Raw genomic sequence first — 22,210 nt, forward strand, 5'->3', positions numbered from 1 at the left:
GAACAAGCTAAAAACGAAACGTACCGTTTACTATCATCAACTATAGGAAGGTGAATCGTGACGCCAAAGGTTATTTTCTTCGATATTAATGAAACACTACTAGACATGCAGGCCATAAAAACAGGCTTAGCGTCGGTGCTAAACGGCGATGAGACACTGGTAGACTTATGGTTTGCTAACTTATTGCATCACAGTTTAGTGGATGTTGCGTCTGGACAGTTTCACGATTTCATTGATATTGGAGCCGCAGCGCTTACCATGGTAGCTCACAGTAAGGATATATCTGTTGATGAGGCTACCGCAAAAGATATCATCAAACAGCATATTACCCGATTGCCAGCGCACGACGATGTTGTTCCTACATTAAAGGCGCTTCAAAGTGCTGGTGTAACCTTGGTCGCCCTTTCAAACTCATCTAAAGCCGGACTAGACGCACAGCTTGAGTTTGCCAATATTAAGCCCTATTTTTCCCATATATTAAGTGTGGAAAGTGTACGTACCTACAAACCACATGCAGCGGTTTATCACTGGGCCTGTCAGCAGGCTAACGTAAAGAACGAAGATGCCATGATGGTGGCGGCTCATGGTTGGGATGTAAGTGGTGCTAAGGCGACAGGTATGCAAACCGCATTCGTAGAACGCTCGGGGAAAATGATGTACCCGTTAGGTCTTGCTCCCGATCACAGCATTGCTTCGCTTACTGCGCTTATCGAAATGATAAGTTCGTAACGTGTTCTGTGTGAGGGCACAACGACCTCACTGTGCCTGAACGCTATAAATCTAGCGTAGTTGCAAAATAGTTAGGCGCAAACAAAAAAGTCTTACCGAAGTAAGACTTTTTTCAAATCGAAATACAAAACAATTAAACTTTTGCTAGCTCGGGCTGGTTTGGCTTAAAACCTTGTGTGCTGCAAGAATTGCGTTTCGTTTCTAGTGCGCTTAATTGACGCTTAAGCCATGACTTCTGAATACCTGACTTAGCTGCGTCCATTTCAGTGCTTACGCGAGTGATTTCTTTTCCGACGTTCACGCATGCTTTCTTATTCGGTTCAAAGCCGCCATTAGCCAAAACAGAAGAAGAAAACATTAAAGCTGATACTGCTATAAGCGTTTGCTGTTTCATAAGAGTCCCCAACTACTCGTTATAATCCCGGGTTAGTGTCATACCGTAAGAATGAGCATATATTTGCTCTCAAATCTGTAAGGAATATAGCAGGCCTTTTATTCTAGTTAGGTACTACAAAACATACGCAGTAATAAAACTTTGCCTACCTTGTTCTTGCTAACGCACATAAGCCATTGTCTTTTATATTATTATGTCGACAATGATTTACCTTACCATTCCACTTACGTATCGATTTTTATATTTTTACGCACTAAATAGTGAGCCTATCCATAGTATCGGCTACAGCAACAGCATTCTGCAGCAGCATTACTCACTATTAAGCGTTGCTATTAAAACACCTTAGCTTTTCTGGAACAAGAAAAGTTATAACAATCCTTTTACAGGTTTTAGGACAGAAATTGCATTCTGTAAGTATTTACTCACTATACTTACAAGCGACTACCTGCCGAGAGCTTTTCTACGGTTTGCATAACACTTCTGCCCATATCATCTAGGCTTATTACGCGCTTAGCGGCGCCCTTTTCTATGGCTACTTTGGGCATACCAAAAACTATACAACTAGCTTCGTCCTGACAAAATGTTTCGCAGCCCGCGTTAAACATTTCGTGAAGGCCGCTTGCGCCGTCGCTACCCATGCCCGTAAGTAAAACGCCTAACGCATTGCTACCAGCACTTTTACAGATAGAATTAAATAACACATCCACCGAGGGCTTGTGACCCGATACGCGCGCGCCATCGGTCAATCTAATCCGGTAATCAGCCCCGCTTCTTTCAATTTCCATGTGTTTATCGCCAGGTGCAAGGTAGGCTTGGCCTGGTAGTAAACGTTCTCCGCCTTTCGCTTCTTTGACCTGCATTTGGCACACGGCATCTAGTCGTTTAGCGTAAGTCGAAGTAAACCCTGCTGGCATGTGTTGTGTGATCACGGTGGCAGGAGCGTTCGCCGGAAAGGTGCGTAACACCTCTTTTATGGCTTCTGTCCCACCGGTCGAGGCACCAATTGCAATGATTTTCTCAGTACCCGAATAATTGACTTTGCTCACGGTAGACACTTTCGAAGGCGCTGATTTTTTCACTTTAGAGCGCGCAGCTGTACGTATTTTCTCAACAATCAACTGGTGATAGTCTGCCATGCCTTGCGCCACACCTATTTTGGGCTTTGCAACAAAGTCGATAGCTCCTAACTCCAAGGACCTCAGCGTGGCATCAGCGCCTTTTTCAGTTAGCGTAGAAATCATGACTACGGGCGTTGGCCTCGCATTCATCAGCACTTCTAGAAAGCGTAATCCGTCCACTTTAGGCATTTCTATATCAAGCGTAATAACATCTGGCGACTTTTCTAGAACCAGCTTTTTTGCCACGAAAGCATCGGGAGCAGCACCCACTAATGCCATGTCTGGCTCACTTTTTATAATTTCACTTAGAATTTGCCGGATCAGTGCCGAGTCATCTACCACCAAAACTTTTATCGTCATTGTTAGTCCTCGAAGATATCTACGCTACCAGTAGGTGCACGTCTAGACAGTTCCCACCGATGCTGACTTTCTCTTTCAATAATAGTGGCGTTATTAAGCTCGTGAATTCGCTTCATAAAGACATTGCCGTTGCTTGGAAAAAAGTAAACCTTGCGCGCGTAAACATCACATAAGTCACTGGCCAATATCGGTATGCCTTCCGTGCTTAAAAAGTCTGTTACGAATTCTGCGTTGAACTTCCCAACATCGTGCTGCACGAAGGACGGCACCACTTTTCCACCACCAAACACTTTTGCTTTTATTCGGGCTTTATTGGCACCGGCTTTCACTAAGTCGTTGATAAGAATTTCCATGGCATGCACGCCGTATTTGGCAGCCATACCTTGTGTTTTTTCGAACTCACTGGCAGTTTTATTTACTGTAGGCAACATAAAGTGATTCATGCCGCCAATGCCCGTTTCAGGGTCGTATAAACATGCCGCCACACACGAGCCCAATACCGTAACCAACATTTTATCTTGTGTTGTTACGAAGTATTGTCCAGGTAATAGCTTTACTGCGTCGATAGAAAAACGTTTGTCGTAATAGCTAATAGGTACTTCGAAATTACAAGATTCCACACGTGCTCCTAATGAACCGGGCGATATATAGTTTTACCTACCGGTCTCACAAGATTAGTACACATATTGAAGTTTTCAGAATGCCCTGCCATATAAAGTCCTGCAGGCTTTAACATACCCACCATTCTTTGTAACACGTTTAATTGCGTGGGCTTGTCGAAGTAAATCATTACGTTTCGACAAAAAATGATATCGAGTGGACCTTTTACATCCCACTTTGCATCGGTAAGATTGAGTTTTTTGAACTGCACCATATGTCTTAGCTCATCCACTACTTTCACTTTTCCCTCGTTTGCACCTTTACCTTTATGGAAGAATTGTTTTTGTCTTTGGACGGGTATTTTCGCGATCGATGCTAAAGGATAAATACCCGCTTTGGCTTTTTGCAGTACCTTACTGTCTATGTCTGATGCAATGATTTTCACAGGCGTTTTGAAGCTTCCAAACGCCTCTGCGACGACCATGGCAATAGAGTAAGGCTCTTCTCCGGTGGAGCTGGCAGCACACCAGATAGTGGTTACTTCTGGATGTTGTTTTAAGTGCTCGGCCAGTGCAGTGAAGTGGTGTGGCTCGCGAAAAAACGACGTAAGATTGGTCGTCAATGCATTGATGAACTGCTCTAGCTCAGGTTCAGACTTATCAACTACGCCTAGATAATCGTTAAAGCTTGTGAGCTGAAGGGCTCTGATACGCCGAGCCAATCTGCTGTATACCATCGCTTCTTTAGCGTCTGACAACTTTATACCTGCTTTTTTGAAAAGCATGTTTTGCACTTTGTGGAAGTCCGCCTTTTCAAAGGCGAACTCCCGAGTGCTATCGCGTGATGAAAGAACCGTTGTCATTAGAACGACTCCCACTCGGCTTCATCAGGCAGTGCGGGTTTCAGTGCTTGTGCTTGAGGCGCGTTGTTAATCACTGAGGCTACGCGTGGCTGCTTGAAGTCGGTGTGAGAGAGCGCAGCGATGTGCTTTTGCTCCATTGACAAGCCCTTTCCAACTTCAAATACCGATACCCGTTCATTAAGTTGCAACGACTGCTGCTTCAAACTGTCCGCGGCGGCGGCAGCCTCTTCTACCAGTGCTGCATTTTGTTGGGTCATTTCATCCATTTGAATGACCGCTTTGCTCACCTCTTCAATGCCCGCCGCTTGCTCGGCAGACGCAGCGGCAATTTCAGACATAATGTCGTTTACGCGCTTAATGGAAGTTACTACCTCAGCCATGGTGTCACCCGATTTCACAACCAGCTCGTTACCGCTGGCTATTTTGGTTACAGAGTCAGAAATCAGTTCTTTGATGTCTTTCGCTGCTTCGGCTGAGCGCTGAGCTAAGTTTCTTACCTCTGAAGCAACTACCGCAAAGCCTCGCCCCTGTTCGCCCGCGCGAGCAGCTTCAACGGCTGCGTTTAAAGCAAGAATATTAGTTTGAAAAGCGATGCCGTCTATAACACCAATAATGTCAGAGATCTCTTGTGCCGAGTCGTTGATTTGGGTCATGGTTTTCACCACTTCACCTATAACCTGCCCCCCTTCTGAAGCAATTTTACTCGCCTGTGCGGCTAGGCCATTCGCTTGCTCTGCATTCTCTGCGTTGAGTTTTACGGTTCCCGTTAGCTCTTCCATACTCGATGCAGTTTCTTCCAGACTGGATGCCTGCTGCTCGGTGCGGCTTGATAAGTCAGCATTGCCCGTTGCAATCTCACCCGACGCCACATTAATGGTTTCTACTGCTTCGTTAATACTTGTGATGGTGCCTCGCATTTCGTTGATGAACTGATTAATGGCCTCGCCCAATACAGCAAAGTCACCGTCTAAAGCATGTTCAATGTTGACCGTTAAGTCGCCCTCAGTCAGCTTGGTCATTACGTGTTTAATTTCATCAACAGCTTGGGTTCTACCCGTAATATCGGTAGCAAACTTAACTACACGGAAAGGCTTACCGTTGTGGTCTAAAATAGGGTTATACGTGGCTTGAATAAATATCTCTTTGCCGTTTTTACCCAATCGACGATATTCACCTGAAGAAAAAGTGCCGCTGCGTAGCGCATCCCAAAACGCCGCGTATTCAGGGCTAGCTCGGTGAGCAGGGTCGACGAACATGCTGTGATGCTTACCTTTGATTTCATCTAAGGTGTAGCCCACCGTAGTTAGAAAGTTTTCATTGGCATGCTGAATAATGCCATCCATATTGAACTCTATGACGGCCTGAGACTTTCCTATTGCAGCTAACTGCCCTTCAAAGTAGGCATTTTTAACTTTCTGTTCGGTGATATTACTGGCGTACTTCACCACTTTAACTACATTCCCACTCATGTCTAAAATAGGATTGTAGGTCGCTTGAATCCAAATATCTGAGCCGTCTTTCGCAATTCTGTGAAATTCACCCGAGTAAAATTGGCCTTCTGCCAGTTTTTTCCAAAACGATTGGTACTGTTCAGATTCTCGCTCTTGTTTAGTGACAAAAATGCGGTGGTGTTTGCCCTCAATTTCATCTAGGGAATAGCCAACCGTTGCCAGAAAGTTATCGTTGGCGACGAGAATATTGCCCTTTGTATCAAACTCGATCACCGCTTGTGATTTACTTATTGCGTCTATTTGCCCTGTGTTAAACGCGTTTTGTAGCTTTTGTTCAGTCACATCAGAGGCATATTTCACCACTTTTATTGGCTGGCCGAACTCGTCAAAAATAGGGTTATAAGACGCTTGGATCCAAAGCTCACTGCCATCTTTTTTTACCCGTTTGAATTCGCCTGACTTAAAGTCACCTTTCTTTAAGTCACGCCAGAACGCTGCATACTCAGGGCTCATTTTATAGTTGGGTTCAACAAACATACTATGATGCTGACCTTTGATTTCGTTCAGCTCATATCCCGTTGTTGCGCAGAAGTTTGCGTTGGCGTTTTGAATAACGCCTTCAAGGTCGAACTCAATCACAGCAAGGGACTTGTCGATGGCATTTATTTGGCCTTCGTAGTCTGCATTTTTGCGTTTTTGCTCCGTTACATCGGTAGCAAATTTTACTACACGAACAATATTTCCGAGCTTGTCATAGATAGGGTTGTAAGAGGCTTGAATCCATACTTTGTCGCCGTTTTTCGCTACGCGGCAATATTCACCGCTGCTGTGCTCACCGTTTCGCAGCGATTCCCAGAATGATTTATATTCTTCAGACACGCCGTAGTCTGGCAATACAAAAAGGCGATGATGCTTACCAACAATGTCTTCTTTCGAATAGCCTGTAACCTTCAAAAAGTTTTCATTGGCGTCTTCTACTATTCCCTCCGGCGTAAAGGAAATAATGGCTTGGCAACGATCTAACCCTGCCAGTAAACCTGTTTTATATTGCAGCTCCTGATCATTAAGCCATTCCACCATGGTGCCGAGCTTGTCGCCTTCAACGCTTTTAATGGTAGATAACTTAAGGGTAAAGAGTAAGTCGCCCACAGGCAGTAAAAAGGTATCGCTGCTATCACAGCTTTTGTAACGCAAATTCAGGTCGCTATTGTTGGCGAAAAACGCGGCCATAGTAGAGCCCGTCAGGCCTTGAAAATTAATGCCTGGTAAAGCACGCTCGAACTGCGTTTGATGCTCGTTGGCTAAAGCATAAAATGCTTTGTTGGCGAAGGTGATCGTTCCCTCGGCATCGACCAACATCAAACATGCGGTACTTTCGCTTAGCGCTTGCTCTTGAAAGCGTGAAAGACTTTGTGCCGCTACTAACTCTTCATTATGAAATATATTAAATACGCCCATTATTCCATCCACCTGATTTGCGACGCTCTGTTCTAAAAGCGTCAAACTAAATGCCGTGTAATAAAAAAGGCGAATTCCTTTTCAAGAATTCGCCTTCGCTTTTTTAGAACGACTCCCAATCGTCACTGCTTGGTACTTTTGGAGCCAGTTTCTTTTGCGTTTTAATTGCTGTAACCGGTGCAACGTGTTTATTCTTGTTTACTGATGCAACCTTTATTGGCTTTTCTTCACTGACCGTCGCTTTATCACCGATGTTAAATGCTGATACGCGTTCAGATAAACTTCCCGCTTGCTGCTGCAAACTTTCTGCGGCAGCCGCAGCCTCTTCCACCAGCGCTGCATTTTGTTGCGTCATTTCATCCATTTGCACAACGGCTTTACTTACCTCTTCAATTCCAGAAGCTTGCTCAGAACTCGCCGCTGCAATTTCCGACATAATGTCGTTAACTCGCTTAATGGAAGTCACCACTTCTTCCATGGTGTCGCCTGACTGATTGACGAGTTTGTTACCGCCATCAATCTTGCTTACCGAGTCTGATATAAGCTCTTTGATTTCTTTTGCTGCTTCGGCAGAACGCTGAGCCAGGCTTCGTACCTCTGACGCAACTACCGCAAAGCCACGGCCCTGCTCACCTGCTCGTGCAGCTTCTACGGCAGCGTTTAATGCCAGAATATTAGTTTGGAATGCGATGCCGTCGATTACGCCGATGATGTCTGAAATTTCCTGCGCAGACTCGTTGATAGACGACATGGTGTCCACAACCTGACGGATTAGCTCACCGCCCCGCGACGCGATTTCACAGCTCTGAGACGCTAAGCTATTGGCTTGTTCCGCATTTTCAGCGTTGAGCTTGACGGTACCGGTAAGCTCTTCCATGCTCGACGCCGTTTCTTCAAGACTAGACGCCTGCTGTTCGGTACGACTTGATAGGTCTGAATTCCCCGTGGCAATTTCAGACGAGGCCGTATTGATTGTCTCTACTGCTTGGTAAATTGAACCGATAGTGCCAGACATTTCACTAACGAATTGATTGATAGCATCGCCTAGTACTTGGAACTCTCCCTCGAACTGTTCATCAAGCTCCGCCGTTAAATCACCGCCAGATAAGCGGGTCATCACATCACTGATAGAACCGATAATGCGACGCATATCGTCGATAAAGCGGTTTATTGACGTGCCAAGCTCTTTGAATTCACCCTCGAACTCATGCTCAATGCGGCAATCTAAATTACCCTGAACCAATTCATTCATGGCGGTTTTGATATCGCTAATGGCCTGTTTTCTACCAGTAATATCAATGGCATATTTCACCACACGGTGAGGTCTACCGTTTTGATCCAAAATAGGGTTATAAGACGCTTGGATCCAAACTTCTTTCCCACCTTTGCCCACGCGCTTAAATTCGTCAGTGAACTGCACGCCTTGGCGCAACTGTTCCCAAAACTGACTGTACTCAACACTGCGCTTATACTCATCTTCCACAAACATACTGTGATGCTTGCCTTTAATTTCATCTAGGCTGTAGCCAACCGTGTTTGTGAAATTCTCGTTGGCGTTTAAAATTTTGCCCTCAAGGTCAAATTCAATAACGGCCTGCGCTTTGTTTATTGCGTCTATTTGTCCTTCGAAATAGGCATTGCGTAACTTAGATGCAGTGATGTCGGTGGCGAATTTCACAACGCGAATAACTTTACCTTCGCCATCGAAAACCGGGTTGTAGGTGGCTTGGATCCAAATCTCTTTCCCCATTTTGTCGAATCGACAAAACTCGCCGTTTTGTGACTTGCCCTCTTTGAGGTCGCGCCAAAATTGGGCGTACTCTTCTGAGCGAATGTATTGTGCGTCACAGAACATTTTGTGATGGTTGCCAACAATTTCATTGAGGCTGTAGCCAAGCGCATTAAGGAAATTGTCGTTCGCATTTTGGATAACACCATCGGCGTTAAATTCGATAACAGCCTGGGCATTATTCAATACGTTTAGCATTGTGCTTTTGATGAGTAATTCTGACTGATCAACCCACTCAACCATGGTGCCTATATTGTTATTCTCTTGGTCAAAAAACGGCGTAAGGGTGAGTTTGAAGTTTAAGTCGCCAATGCTAATCGTAGAGGTCATTGTCGATTTCAATTCAGCAAGGATATTGCGCTGATGCGAAGGATTACGATGAAACTGGTCGATGTTTTGACCTTCCAAGTTGTCAGCAGAAAAACTGGGGAGGACAGCCTGAAGTTTCTTCTCGTTTTCTTTGAGCAGCGACTTTACAGACTGATTAGCATAGATAATATTTCTGTCAGCGTCGGCCATCATGATGCAACAGGTTGTAGCATCAAGTGCCTGTTTGTTTCTTAATGCTTGGTTAACGTCCGTTGCTTTTGTGAAGTCTTCTAACCACGTCATAATTCCCATTTTCTCAGCCCTCAACCACTTGTGCTTTTGTTTCAACTAAACCCAATTCGTTACTTGTAATTAAGCTTTCAATATTGACTAAAATAACCATGTGCTCATCGACATCGGCCAGTCCGTGAAGGTACTTGCTATCGAACGCCACACCGAACTCTGGTGGCGGCAGCATGTCTTCTTCGGAAAGGCGAATGACGTCAGACACGCCATCTACCACAATGCCAACGATCCGCTCGTGAACGTTAAGCATAATGACGATAGTAAAATCGTTATAAGTGGCTTCACCTACGTTGAACTTAATGCGTAAGTCGACGATAGGTACAATGTCGCCACGAAGGTTTATCACGCCTTTAATGAAGTTTGGCGCATTGGCAATTTTGGTAACCTGTTCGTAACCACGAATTTCCTTCACGGTTGTGATATCAAGGGCATAGTGCTCCTCGCCCAAGACAAAACTTAAGAACTCGTTCTCTTTCGATGCGCTAACGGCTTGTTGTAAGGCTGCTTCGCTCATAGTGAAACCTCTTCATTTGGAACATTTGTACAGTTAGTAGCCACCGAGTCTGCATCCAAAATCATGGCTACCTTGCCATCCCCCATAATGGTTGCACCTGCGATCCCTGCTACTTTTTTGTAATGTTGCTCAAGGCTCTTAATTACGACTTGTTGTTGACCCACAAGCGAATCCACCAGCACGCCATAGCGCTTCTTACTGCTTTCTAGTAGCACGACGATGCCTTTGGTTGGCTCAGTGATGCCGTCGTCTACCTGCATAAGTTGAGTAAGTGACACCAGCGGCCAGTACTGGTCTCTAATCCACAGTACTTTGTCATTGCCAAGGGTTTTCACTTGAGATGATGTGGGTTGAAATGATTCGATAACGTTAAGTAGTGGGATAACGAAAATTTGATCGCCAACCGATACACACATGCCGTCTACGATAGCGAGCGTGAGTGGTAAGTGAATATAAAACGCAGAGCCCTCACCCTGCGATGATTCAATTTCAATGCGCCCGCCAATAGACTCGATGTTTCTGCGAACCACATCCATGCCGACACCTCTGCCCGACACATCAGTAACTTCTGCAGCAGTCGAAAAGCCCGCTTGAAAGATAAGCTGCCAAATTTCACTGTCGGGCATATCTGGCGTAACCGTGAGGCCGTTTTGTGTGGCTTTCTCTACAATGCGTGCTTTGTTTAAACCGGCTCCATCGTCGATAATACCAATGATGATACTGCTACCTTTCTGCTCTGCACTTAAGATAACTGTGCCGTTTTCGGCTTTGCCAGCTTCAAGGCGTTTTTCAGGACTTTCTATACCGTGATCGATACTGTTCCTTACTAAATGCGTAAGCGGGTCGACCAGTTTTTCGATTAGGCTCTTATCTATTTCGGTGTTGCCACCTTGAATCACCAAATCCACTTTTTTGCCTAGCTTCGAAGACAAATCACGTACCACACGAGGGAAGCGATTAAACGTCATGTTTACCGGCAACATGCGCATAGACATGACTGATTCTTGAATTTCACGGGTATTGCGCTGCAACTCGTCTATAGCAAGCTGGAGGCGCTCTCCGACTTGCCCTTCAACTTCCTGCCCCACGTTTGAAAGCATGGATTGAGTAATCACCAGTTCGCCGACCAGATTAACCATCGCATCGATTTTGGTGGTATCGACACGAATTGATGCTGCCTCTTTCGTCGCTGCTTTTGGCTTGGTTTTAACGGGCTTCACAATAGGTTGTTTTGGTGTAACTTGTTGCGAAGAAGTTTCAGTAGCGTCTGTTTTTACAGGAAGGGGGTCGGGTTCGAAAAAGCCAAAGCCCTCATCAGCTATGCCGACCTTGGTATTCGCTTCACCTTTAGCCTGCGTCTCTTCTGATGCTGCTTCATCTTCGAAAAGTCCGAAGCCTTCAATGTCATCTGAGGTATTTTGACTTTGAGAACTTTCTAAATTGGTTTCTTGAGATTCAGTCTCGCCTTCATCAAAGAATCCAAATCCATCAATCTCGTTGTCTGTATTAGCTTCACCTTGAGCAGTTTGATCACATGTTTCTTCTGCGTTTTGTGGCATTTGTCCTGACGCACTTGCGAGGGTATCTTCAAGGACTTTTATGCTTGCATCAATTTGTTCTTGGGGAAGATCTGTTTGTTCTTTATATGCAGATAAGGTGTCTTTCAATACATCAAGGGTTTGCAAAAATATGTCGACGATGTCTGCCGTAACCTGAATTTCCTGGTTTCGGGCTTTGTCGAGCAAATTCTCCATTACGTGAGTCAGATTCATTAGTGCATCAAACCCGAAAATCCCACTGCCGCCTTTGATAGAGTGCGCCGCTCTAAAGATACTGTTCAGCTCTTCGGGGTCGGGCGCATCCACATCCAAGGTCATGAGCAACTGCTCCATATCTTGGAGATGCTCATCACTCTCGTCAAAAAACACACCGTGAAATTGGTTTACATCAATGGTCATGACTGACTCCCATTTACCCTATTCAAACCGACTCTGTTAACCTAGAACGCGCTTCATCACATCGAGCAGCTTATTGGGGTCGAAAGGTTTCACCATCCATCCGGTTGCTCCCGCGGCTTTGCCTTTGGCTTTCATGTCATCACCGGCTTCAGTGGTCAGCATGACAATTGGCGTCGACTTGAAGTTCGCTAAACCTCTGAGCGATTTGATAAGCGTTAATCCGTCCATGCGAGGCATGTTTTGATCGGTAAGCACGAAGTCAAAACGCGCGCCTTGGCATTTGTCCAGCGCATCTTGGCCGTCTTGTGCAGTAGTAACGTTGTAGTTCGCTGACTTAAGGGTCATTTCTACCATCTGGCGGATGGACACAGAGTCGTCCACAATCAGTATGCTTTTGCTCATAACTCAATCACCTATAAAAATGTCAGGGTTAATCACACATCGTTGTGTAACTATTTATTCTTGCTGTTAAAAAAGTTCTACGTCACCTGCGTCCATTGACGTTGACGAAACAGGGTTGTGATCTGCTTGCCCTTTTTCCGTCAACGAAATCTGGTAGTTAGCTAGGTTGTCTTTCACTTTTGTCGCAGACTCAGGGCTTAGTTCTGAAAGCTGCAACACAATGAAATCAATAATCTCGCGGGTGTAGGTAAGGTTTTGACCGTTTATATCGCCGAATTGTAAGCCGCGAATAGCGGCAGCAGTTGAGTCTGCAAGTTGTTGGCGAATAGCTTCAAGCTCACTTGCGCCCTGTATGTCGGCTTCGGCTTTTTTGATAATGCCTTTTAGCTGCTCGCTAATGGCGTCTTTCGCGTTGACCACGTGAGAAATGTCCTGAGAAGCAACCACTTCTGCAGTTTCCGTTAGTTTATCGATGAGCGATTTGATGTTTTCTATTTGCGTTTTTATAACGTCGCTAAACTGTGTAGAGCGGGTAGATAGCGCACGGACCTCATCGGCAACAACAGCAAAACCGCGTCCTGCTTCACCAGCACGCGCTGCTTCAATGGCAGCGTTTAGCGCCAAAAGATTGGTCTGAGAAGAAATATCATCAATACCACTTAACGCCTCAATGACAGTAGGCATGGCCTGCTGAATGGTTTGTACTTGGGTTTCTAACGCCCTTGTAGACTCGGTCATTTCAGTTGTTGAGGCGATGAATTGCGTTAGTGTGATGTCAGTATCAGAAGCAAATGTCCGCATTTTATCGGCATAGGCACAGTCGCTGTCGTCATCATCTGTCAGCAGATTATTGATGCTAGTTTCTTGTTGGCCTAGAAGGGTTTGTAGCGAAATAAACGAGTCGCTTAATGTGGCAACCGCGTCATTTTGTGTTGAGAATATGTCGGCCAGGTTTGATGAGGTGATCGTCAATATGCTGCTTGCTTCAGAGACAGCAACATCCATAGAGTCATTGGCTAACGAGTTTGTGTTTGAATATGAAAAATCTTGTGATGGCCTGCTTGTGCTATTGGCTGCAGAGTCCTGATTACCCTTTGTCACTTTGAGAAGTACGAAAAGCAAAAATAAAACGCAAACAGAGCTGATAGCAAGCCCCAAGTGCGCTATCGAGGTGAAAGCCAGACTCCAACTCGCCAACATCATAAGAAACGCGATAATAAACGCGTTGCTCTTATTAGAGAAAAAGTTATCCAGATAATTTGCTGCAATGGCGACCACAATCCCACCTCAATTGTTACTACCGCGTTAACGGATGTACAAAACACAATCAAATTATGGTCAAGTTTCCAGCCTCAACAATTATACTTTTGAATATTTTTGTTAACTTATTACTTTAGTGACATTTGCGACAACCAATCATCAACATTGCGCTAGACTAAAAAGCTCCAATAGTTCAGCACTGTGGGCATTGCCTTAAGATTAAAGGCGCGAGCCCGCGCCCAATGCTTCTAGCGTATCTAGAATTGCATCTGAGATATCTTCTAACGGCTTGATAAAACTAGCGGCTTTCATTTCTACAGCCACTTTAGGCATACCGTAAACAACGCAGGTTTTTTCATCCTGACAAAACGTAACAGAGCCTTTTGTGTGCATACTCTTAAGGCCTTTTGCTCCATCCCGTCCCATGCCTGTAAGCAGCACACCCACCGCGTTTGCGCCAGCATGCTCAGCCAGCGAGTCAAACATCACATCAACAGAGGGCTTGTGTCCTGATACCTTAGGGCCATCATCAAGGCTTAAACGATAGTCAGCGCCGCTACGCTCTACTTTTAAATGTTTATTACCTGGTGCCAAGTACGCAAATCCAGGCAATAAACGCTCCCCTCCGTGCGCTTCTCTCACGGTTATTTCACAAAGGCTATCGAGCCGCTTGGCGTAGGTGGTTGTGAACCCTGGAGGCATGTGTTGGGAAATAATGGTGGCCGGTGCATTGCGGGGAAAATGCATGATGACGTCTTTTATTGCTTCGGTTCCCCCAGTTGATGCGCCTATACCAATTAACTTTTCGGTTCCTGTGTAGCGCATAGAAGCATGTTTTGTGCAGCGTGTTTGCGTTGGTTGGCCTAACCTCGAATGCGCTGCTGCTTTTATCTTTTCAACAATAACCGCCGCATATTCAGCCATACCTTGCGCTACGCCGAGCTTTGGCTTTGCCATAAAATCCACAGCGCCTAGTTCGAGCGCACGCAGTGTTGCGTCGGCACCTCTTTCAGTCAGCGTAGATATCATCACAACTGGGGTCGGCATCGCCTTCATCATTACTTCTAAAAAACGTAACCCGTCTACCTTCGGCATTTCAATGTCCAGTGTAATAACGTCTGGCCTAAACTCTTGCACCATTCGCTTCGCCGCATAAGCATCCGGCGCTGCACCCACAAGCGTTAAACCTGGATCACGGGTTACTATTTCTGAAAGAATTTGGCGGATTAACGCAGAGTCATCAACTACGAGGACTTTTATAGGCATGTGACTGTTCCGAAAATGAGATTACACCCGTCTTAGCTTGTTCAGAAAGTAGAACCCGGTGGGTAGATTCGCGCTCGTAGAGGGTAGCATTGTTAAACTCGCGAATACGCTTCATATAAACATTACCGTCGGCAGGAAAGTAATAAATTTTGCGAGCATAAGTAGACATTAAATCACTACTTATTAACGGTATGTGCGCGTCATCCAAATACTCCAAGACAAATTCAGCGTTGACTCGTCCAATGTCTTGCTGCACAAACCCAGGAAGCACCTTTCCTCCCCCGAATGCTTTAGCCATCAACTTATTTCGCCGTGCGCCAAGGTGCACAAGCTGATCAATTAACATGTTCATCGCGTGTACACCGTACTTTGTGGCTAGGCAAGCGTCGAGATTGGTGGTGAAGTTGAGGTCGGGCAACATAAAGTGATTCATACCGCCAATCTTCTTTTCTTGATCGAAAATACACGCTGCTACGCAAGAACCAAGAATGGTTACCAGCGCTTTGTCTGAAGCAGTGGCATAGTACTGACCCGGCAATAGTTTAACGGCTTCTTTTTGAAGGCGGTTATCAAAGTATCGAATGGGGTTTTCGTCCTGACTCATACTGCAAATTCCTTTTAAACGACTGGCCGATAAATGGTTTTCCCCATGGGAGCGACCAGTTCAGGATACATCGTGAAGTTCTCAGAGTGCCCTGCGACATACATCCCGTCATTGCACATCATTTTAACCATTCGCGCTAAAATTTTGCGCTGCGTGGGTCGATCGAAATAAATCATGACGTTACGGCAAAAAATCACGTCCACTGGCGCATCTACACACCAGTTTGGCGACATCAAATTTAGTGGTTCGAACTGCACCATTTTTCTCAGCTCATCCACTACTCTTACTCTTCCGGTTTGTGCGCCTTTTCCCCTATAGAAAAATTGCGTTTTATAATCGTAAGACAGCTGGCTGATACTGTTTTGGGCATACACTCCTTCCCGAGCCTTTTGCAGTACTTTACTGTCGATATCAGTGGCAAGTATTTGTACATTGGGAGTAAAGGTGCCAAACACCGACGCCACTGTCATTGCAATACTATAAGGCTCTTCGCCAGTGCTGCTTGCGGCACACCAAATACGCTTGGTTTGAGGTCGCTTTGTCAGGTAATTGGCGAGTGCGTCAAAGTGATGTGGCTCTCTGAAAAATGCCGTGAGGTTAGTAGTGAGCGCATTAATGAAGTGTTCCATTTCATCTTTACAGCTTCCTACATACGCTAAGTACTCTTTAAAGCTGTGTATCTCTAGTGCACGCAGCCGCCTGGCAAGGCGGCTGTATACCATCGCATCTTTTGAATCAGCTAAGTTAATTCCGGCTTGTTTAAACAGCAAGCCTTTTACCCGTTCAAAATCTCTTCGGCTATATGGAAATTCCCTTTGCGCATCCGTGCTTTGTAGAGCGGTCATACACTAAAACGCCTCCCAATCTGACGCATCTGGTGCCGCTGGATTCAGCGCTTTCATTCGCTGCTTGGGCACTTCACGCTCTTTAGGTAATGCTTTGCTGCCGTTTAGCGACTGAATGTCAGCATTCTGAGTGGGCTTGCGACTACTTCCCACTTTGAACACAGACACCCGTTGGGCTAGTTCACCCGATTGCTGTCTCATACTGTCTGCAGCCGCTGCTGCTTGTTCAACTAACGCAGCATTTTGCTGAGTCATTTCGTCCATTTGAACCACCGCATTGCTCACTTCCTGTATTCCGGTGGCTTGCTCAGACGATGCCGCTGCAATTTCAGACATAATGTCGTTAACGCGTTTAATTGCAGTGACGATGTTGGCCATGGTTTCCCCAGACTTATTCACCAACACGTTGCCATCACCAATTTTATCGACCGACGCAGAAATTAGTGCCTTTATGTCTTTTGCCGCCTCGGCAGAACGCTGTGCCAGCGTTCTCACCTCAGAGGCAACAACGGCAAACCCGCGACCTTGCTCGCCCGCTCTTGCAGCTTCAACTGCTGCGTTCAGTGCGAGTATGTTCGTTTGGAAAGCAATGCCATCAATAACGCCGATGATGTCAGATATACGCTGGGCAGAGTCGTTAATTTCACCCATGGTATGCACTACTTGTTCAATGACCTTTCCGCCCTCTGATGCTACTTCTGATGCCTGGCTTGCCAAGCCTTTTGCTTGATCGGCATTCTCTGCATTTAGCTTCACTGTGCCCGTTAACTCTTCCATGGCTGACGCTGTTTCTTCTAAGCTAGACGCTTGCTGCTCGGTACGACTAGACAAATCGGCGTTGCCGGTGGCGATTTCATTTGAAGCCGTATCGATGGTTTCCACAGCGGTGTGAATTTTCACTATGGTGTCGCGCAGTTCACCAATAAAGTGATTAATAGATTCGCCAAGCACCTTGAAGTCACCTTCTAATGGCTCTTCTATCGTTTTCAGTAAATCACCGTCTGTCAGACTTGCCATAATAGACTTAATGCTTTCTACCGCTAAGGTTCTTCCTGTCACGTCCGTGGCATATTTCACGACTCTAAACGGCGTGCCGTTTTGGTCTAGGATTGGGTTGTAAGAGGCTTGAATGTAAACTGGTTTTCCTGACTTGTTGAAACGCTTGTATTCTCCGCTAGCATAAACGCCTTGGCGCAATTGCTCCCAGAATGCTGCGTATTCAGGGCTGTTTTTGAAAGCAGGGTCCACAAAAATACTGTGATGCTTTCCTTTCACTTCATCTAGGGTATATCCCATCGCGGCTAAGAAGTTGCTGTTTGCGTTTAAAATTACCCCCTCAAGGTCAAACTCAATGACAGCCTGTGACTTGCTAATGGCATTTAACTGACCTTCAAAGTAGGCGTTTTTCAACTTCTCTTCGGTAATGTTAGTCGCGTATTTGACCACCCTAAACGGGCTGCCATTCATGTCTTCTATAGGGTTGTAAGAAGCTTGGATCCAAACGGCTTTTCCTGCTTTGCTTACGCGCTTAAATTCTCCTGAGAAGAAATTACCTTCTTTAAGTTCAGACCAAAAACGCTGGTACGACTCTGACTGTCTGGTTTCTTCATCCACAAATAGTTGGTGATGTTTACCTTTGATTTCGTCTAGTCGGTAGCCCATGGTGTTGAGGAAGTTGTCGTTAGCAGTAATGATAGTGCCGTCGACATCAAACTCGATCACAGCCTGAGATTTACTGATAGCGTTAATTTGTCCTTCGAAATACGCATTTTTTAACTTGTCTTGCGTTACATCGGTGGCAAATTTAACGACTTTAAATGGCTTACCCGAGCTGTCGAAAATGGGGTTGTACGATGCGCGGATCCATATTTCCCTGCCACCTTTTGCAATGCGTTTATATTCACCCTCACTGTGCTCTCCGGCTTTTAAGCTTTGCCAAAAAGCAGCATATTCAGCGCTTAACTTATAGCTTGGGTCAACAAACATGCTGTGATGCTGACCTTTAATTTCAGACAGGCTGTAACCCATTGCGGCGAGGAAGTTTTCGTTGGCGTTAAGAATATTACCTTCTAGATCGAACTCAATAACGGCCTGTGACTTATTAATGGCAGTAATCTGTCCTTCGTAATCGGCATTTCTTTGTTTTTGCGCTGTAATATCAGAGGCAAACTTGATGATGTAATCTACGTCACCGTTGTCATCAAATACTGGGTTGTAGGTCGCTTGGATCCACACCTCTTCGCCTTGCTTGTTAATTCTGCAAAACTCGCCGCTGTGTACGTCGCCGCTTTTTAGTTTTTTCCAAAACTGCTGATATTCTTCGCTTTGAGCGTAATCACTGTCGACAAAAATGCGATGGTGCTTTCCCACCACCTCACTTTCGCTATAACCCATTGCGGATAAAAAGTTATCGTTGACCGACAAGATTTCTCCGTCTTTCGTAAACGATATCACCGCCTGGCTTCGCATAATGGCATCGACCATACCTTTGTTGCGTTTATTTTCAGTGTTGTCCTGCCACTCAGTGACATAAAGCTGAGTGCCATTCTCGTCTATCGTTATTGTAGATGCACTTACACAAAAGCCGTGCTCAGCAAGAGAAACGAGGTGCTTATCGCCCGAAGTATGGGTAAGTAAATAAGACAGGTTTTCTGAAGCGCTTGCCCCATTTGCAATGTCGTCTATGTGCTTTCCTGATAGTGAAGACTCACCATCGTTGACAGTAAAGTCCTTAGGGTAGGCCTTTGTCATTCGCAGGAATGCGGGAGTGTGGTAGTGAATAACCCCCGACTTGTCGATAACCAACAAGTTTGAGGCACTGGCCTTTAGAATATTCGACTTCAATAGCGAGTCGTGCTTCGCTATTTTTAACTCTTCGCCGTTCAGAAAATTAAATACGCCCATAACTAATATTTCCCAATGTCAGGTGTTTCCGTTTAGTGAAGGACCTTGTAACTACGCGTCGTCTTTTACGCTCTCAGGTGCGACTAAACCCAGCTCTTCGCTGGTTATTAAGCTTTCTATGTTCACCAGAATGACCATGTTTTCATCTACATCAGCTAAACCGTGTAGATACCTGCTGTCAAAAGCTACGCCAAACTCTGGTGGCGGAAGTACTTGTTCTTCAGACAAGCGAATAACATCGGATACACCATCTACCACGATGCCAACAATACGCTCTTGAATGTTCAGCATTATCACTATTGTGAAGTCGTTATATGTGGCCTCGCCTACGTTAAACTTAATGCGCAAGTCCACGATAGGAACGATGTCACCACGCAAATTAATCACGCCTTTTATGAAGGCTGGCGCATTCGCAATCTTAGTGACTTGTTCGTACCCTCTAATTTCTTTTACTGTGGTGATGTCCAAGGCGTAATGCTCATCGCCAAGCACAAAACTTAAATACTCTTTGTCCTGTCCGCCGGTAACCGCTTGATGCAAGGCAGTTTCACTCATGAAAGTAACTCCTCTATTTGACTGGAGGTATACGTTGTAGCAATGGAGTCTGCATCGATAATAAGTGCGACTTTTCCGTCGCCCATAATGGTTGCCCCCGCTATTCCAGCCACCTTACGGTAGTGCTCTTCTAAGCTTTTAATCACCACCTGCTGCTGACCGACGAGTGCATCAACCAAAACACCAAAGCGTTTTTTACTGCTTTCAAGCAACACCACAATGCCTTCTGTGGGAGAAAGCGCGGCATCCTCTACTTCCATGAAGTCGTAGAGGGGCACCAAAGGCCAGTATTGATCTCGTATATAGAGAACGGTGTCGTTGCCCAAGGTCTTCAGCTGCTGCTTAGTAGGCTGGAAGGATTCAATAATATTTAAAAGTGGGATCACGAAGATTTGCTTACCCACCGACACACACATGCCATCAACTATGGCTAGCGTAAGCGGCAGGTGAATGAAAAACGCTGAACCTTCACCGGCGCTAGACTCGATATCGATACGACCGCCAATCGATTCGATATTGCGGCGCACCACATCCATACCTACCCCTCTTCCCGATACATCGGTAATGGCTTCGGCAGTTGAAAACCCAGGTTGGAATATAAGCTGCCATACTTCTGAATCAGGCATGTCATCAGATACGGTGAGCCCGTTACTTCGCGCTTTATCGAGAATTTTGTCGCGGTGAAGACCACCGCCATCATCAATAATGCTGATAATAATGCTACCGCCTTTCTGCTCGGCACTTAGAATAACCGTGCCTTTCTCTGGTTTGCCAGCAGCGACGCGTTTGTCGGGCATTTCTATGCCGTGATCGATGCTGTTGCGAACGAGATGGGTAAGGGGGTCGACGATCTTTTCAATTAAACTTTTATCAATTTCCGTGCTGCCTCCCTGGAGCACCAGTTCTACCTGTTTACCTAACTTACCTGCCAAATCTCTTACTAAACGCGGAAAACGATTAAAGGTTGCGGTTAGCGGGAGCATGCGCATAGACATCACTGATTCTTGAATTTCCCGGGTGTTTCGCTGCAGCTCATCAATAGCTAGCTGCAACCGTTCGCCAACTTGCCCTTCAACGTCTTGCCCTATCATAGACAGCATAGACTGGGTGATAACCAGCTCTCCGACTAAGTTAACCATGGCATCAATTTTAGTGGTGTCTACACGAATAGAGGCCGATTCACGGGCGGTGCTCTTTTTCGCTGGCGGTTTTAGTGGCGTTTTGGCTTGTGTTGTCGTGGGGGCAACGCCAGTAGTTGGCGCTTTATCATTGTTAGATGTTGTTGCTGTATTTAATTGAGTACTCGCGCTTTGCGCGTTATTACTACTCGCAATTTCTAGGGAAGTATTGATATTGGTAGCTGACGGTGCGTCTTCAAAAAAACCAAAACCCTGCTCTACTTCAGCTGTTTCGGCTTTAGTCGTTTCAGTTTGTGCGTCGACGGTATTATTCGATATTTCATCATCGAAGAAGCCAAAGCCGTCATCGTCATTATTCTCACTTTTAGTGTTGTCGCCGTGAGAGAGCGCTTCGTTAACTGGTTCGTCGTCGAAAAAACCAAAACTGTCGTCAGCGGCTTCAATAGCACTATTAGGCTCATCGTCAAAGAAACCAAAGCTGTCGTCCTGAGCGCTTTCGTTTTGCGCATTCACGCTTACTTCTGAAGCATCGTCACCATCGCCTGAGGCTGCGTCTGTAGATTGACCGTTGATTACGCCATTTAGAATTTTAATGCGCTCGGCAATACTGTCTTCTGGTACGGGGGTCTCATCGCGGTAGGCGTTAAGCGTGTCTTTTAAAACATCGAGAGTTTCTAAAAGCACATTTACAATGTCAGCGGTAACACTAAGCTCATTGTTGCGGGCTTTATCTAACAAGTTTTCCATCACATGCGTTAAATTCATCAACGCATCAAAACCGAAAATACCGCTGCCACCTTTAATCGAATGGGCAGCGCGAAAAATGCTATTTAGCTCTTCAGGATCAGGGGATTCAACATCTAAACTCATCAATAGCTGTTCCATATCGTCGAGATGCTCATCGCTCTCGTCGAAAAACACGCCATGAAACTGTTCTATATCGATGCTCATTCCGAATCCTTCCAGATTTTAGGAGTGGGTGGGCGATTTAGCCCAGCACGCGCTTCGTTACATCAAGAAGCTTGTTTGGATCGAAAGGCTTTACCATCCAGCCTGTGGCGCCAGCGGCTTTACCTTTTGCTTTCATATCGTCGCCTGCTTCTGTAGTAAGCATAACAACAGGCGTTCTGCTGTAAGTCCCCAAGCCGCGCAAATTTTTTATAAGCGTAAGGCCATCCATTCGTGGCATATTCTGATCGGTTAAAACAAAATTAAATTGCTGACTTTTGCATTTATCTAACGCATCTTGCCCGTCTTGGGCTGTCGTAACGGTATAGCCCGCACCTTTTAGGGTCATTTCTACCATCTGACGAATGGACACTGAATCGTCAACAACTAGAATGTGTTTGCTCATATGCTCACTTCTCCAAAGTAGGTCATTACTGAC

18 protein-coding genes are annotated in these 22,210 nt (G+C 45.6%); 1 reads left to right on the forward strand and 17 read right to left on the reverse strand.

Going from position 1 to position 22,210, the window contains the following annotated elements:
- Window positions 1-57 precede the first annotated feature (57 nt).
- Entirely contained in the window at window positions 58-729 is a 672-nt protein-coding gene (locus MHN00_RS17895; RefSeq protein WP_239301998.1) for a haloacid dehalogenase type II, read from the forward strand.
- 133 nt (window positions 730-862) lie between these two features.
- Here the strand turns inward: MHN00_RS17895 and MHN00_RS17900 are convergent, their stop codons facing one another.
- The 17 genes from MHN00_RS17900 to MHN00_RS17990 form a co-directional block, all read right to left on the reverse strand.
- The gene (locus MHN00_RS17900; RefSeq protein WP_014947949.1) at window positions 863-1,123 is read right to left on the reverse strand and encodes a hypothetical protein; all 261 of its coding nucleotides are present in this window, start codon (window positions 1,121-1,123) and stop codon (window positions 863-865) included.
- A 431-nt stretch (window positions 1,124-1,554) separates the two neighbouring features.
- Window positions 1,555-2,601 (reverse strand): chemotaxis response regulator protein-glutamate methylesterase, encoded by a 1,047-nt coding sequence (locus tag MHN00_RS17905; protein ID WP_014947948.1) that lies wholly within the window; start codon window positions 2,599-2,601, stop codon window positions 1,555-1,557.
- Between the two features lie 2 nt (window positions 2,602-2,603).
- Window positions 2,604-3,221: a chemoreceptor glutamine deamidase CheD gene (cheD, locus tag MHN00_RS17910; protein WP_014947947.1), complete on the reverse strand. Its 618-nt coding sequence runs from the start codon at window positions 3,219-3,221 to the stop codon at window positions 2,604-2,606.
- Window positions 3,222-3,229: 8 nt separating this feature from the next.
- Complete coding sequence (locus MHN00_RS17915) at window positions 3,230-4,063, reverse strand: CheR family methyltransferase (RefSeq protein WP_014947946.1); 834 nt, start codon at window positions 4,061-4,063, stop codon at window positions 3,230-3,232.
- Window positions 4,063-6,972 carry a methyl-accepting chemotaxis protein gene (locus MHN00_RS20505; RefSeq protein ID WP_014947945.1) on the reverse strand — a complete coding sequence of 970 codons (2,910 nt, stop codon included), beginning with the start codon at window positions 6,970-6,972 and terminating at the stop codon, window positions 4,063-4,065. The genes MHN00_RS17915 and MHN00_RS20505 overlap by 1 nt, the downstream gene beginning before the upstream one ends.
- Window positions 6,973-7,075: 103 nt before the next feature.
- Window positions 7,076-9,382, reverse strand: coding sequence for a methyl-accepting chemotaxis protein (locus MHN00_RS17930; protein WP_014947944.1), 2,307 nt, complete (start codon window positions 9,380-9,382; stop codon window positions 7,076-7,078).
- A 4-nt stretch (window positions 9,383-9,386) separates the two neighbouring features.
- A complete protein-coding gene (locus MHN00_RS17935) occupies window positions 9,387-9,890 on the reverse strand; it encodes a chemotaxis protein CheW (RefSeq protein ID WP_014947943.1) in 504 nt (167 codons plus the stop codon).
- The gene (locus MHN00_RS17940; RefSeq protein ID WP_239302000.1) at window positions 9,887-11,848 is read right to left on the reverse strand and encodes a chemotaxis protein CheW; all 1,962 of its coding nucleotides are present in this window, start codon (window positions 11,846-11,848) and stop codon (window positions 9,887-9,889) included. The genes MHN00_RS17935 and MHN00_RS17940 overlap by 4 nt, the downstream gene beginning before the upstream one ends.
- 36 nt (window positions 11,849-11,884) lie before the next feature.
- Entirely contained in the window at window positions 11,885-12,250 is a 366-nt protein-coding gene (locus tag MHN00_RS17945) for a response regulator (protein ID WP_014947941.1), read from the reverse strand.
- A gap of 66 nt (window positions 12,251-12,316) precedes the next feature.
- On the reverse strand, window positions 12,317-13,528 hold the full coding sequence (locus MHN00_RS17950) for a methyl-accepting chemotaxis protein (protein WP_101563316.1): 1,212 nt from the start codon (window positions 13,526-13,528) through the stop codon (window positions 12,317-12,319).
- A gap of 201 nt (window positions 13,529-13,729) precedes the next feature.
- Entirely contained in the window at window positions 13,730-14,776 is a 1,047-nt protein-coding gene (locus MHN00_RS17955) for a chemotaxis response regulator protein-glutamate methylesterase (RefSeq protein ID WP_061439165.1), read from the reverse strand.
- Window positions 14,751-15,380 carry a chemoreceptor glutamine deamidase CheD gene (gene cheD, locus MHN00_RS17960; RefSeq protein ID WP_061439163.1) on the reverse strand — a complete coding sequence of 210 codons (630 nt, stop codon included), beginning with the start codon at window positions 15,378-15,380 and terminating at the stop codon, window positions 14,751-14,753. The genes MHN00_RS17955 and cheD (MHN00_RS17960) overlap by 26 nt, the downstream gene beginning before the upstream one ends.
- Window positions 15,381-15,394: 14 nt before the next feature.
- A complete protein-coding gene (locus tag MHN00_RS17965) occupies window positions 15,395-16,225 on the reverse strand; it encodes a CheR family methyltransferase (protein WP_061439160.1) in 831 nt (276 codons plus the stop codon).
- Window positions 16,226-16,228: 3 nt separating this feature from the next.
- Complete coding sequence (locus MHN00_RS20510; RefSeq protein ID WP_061439158.1) at window positions 16,229-19,129, reverse strand: methyl-accepting chemotaxis protein; 2,901 nt, start codon at window positions 19,127-19,129, stop codon at window positions 16,229-16,231.
- 51 nt (window positions 19,130-19,180) lie between these two features.
- Entirely contained in the window at window positions 19,181-19,684 is a 504-nt protein-coding gene (locus MHN00_RS17980) for a chemotaxis protein CheW (protein ID WP_014947935.1), read from the reverse strand.
- Window positions 19,681-21,774, reverse strand: coding sequence for a chemotaxis protein CheW (locus MHN00_RS17985; protein ID WP_061439156.1), 2,094 nt, complete (start codon window positions 21,772-21,774; stop codon window positions 19,681-19,683). The genes MHN00_RS17980 and MHN00_RS17985 overlap by 4 nt, the downstream gene beginning before the upstream one ends.
- 37 nt (window positions 21,775-21,811) lie before the next feature.
- Entirely contained in the window at window positions 21,812-22,177 is a 366-nt protein-coding gene (locus MHN00_RS17990) for a response regulator (RefSeq protein ID WP_014947933.1), read from the reverse strand.
- Window positions 22,178-22,210: the final 33 nt, after the last annotated feature.

This window comes from Alteromonas sp. Cnat2-8 (assembly GCF_022348355.1).
Lineage (GTDB): Bacteria > Pseudomonadota > Gammaproteobacteria > Enterobacterales > Alteromonadaceae > Alteromonas > Alteromonas macleodii.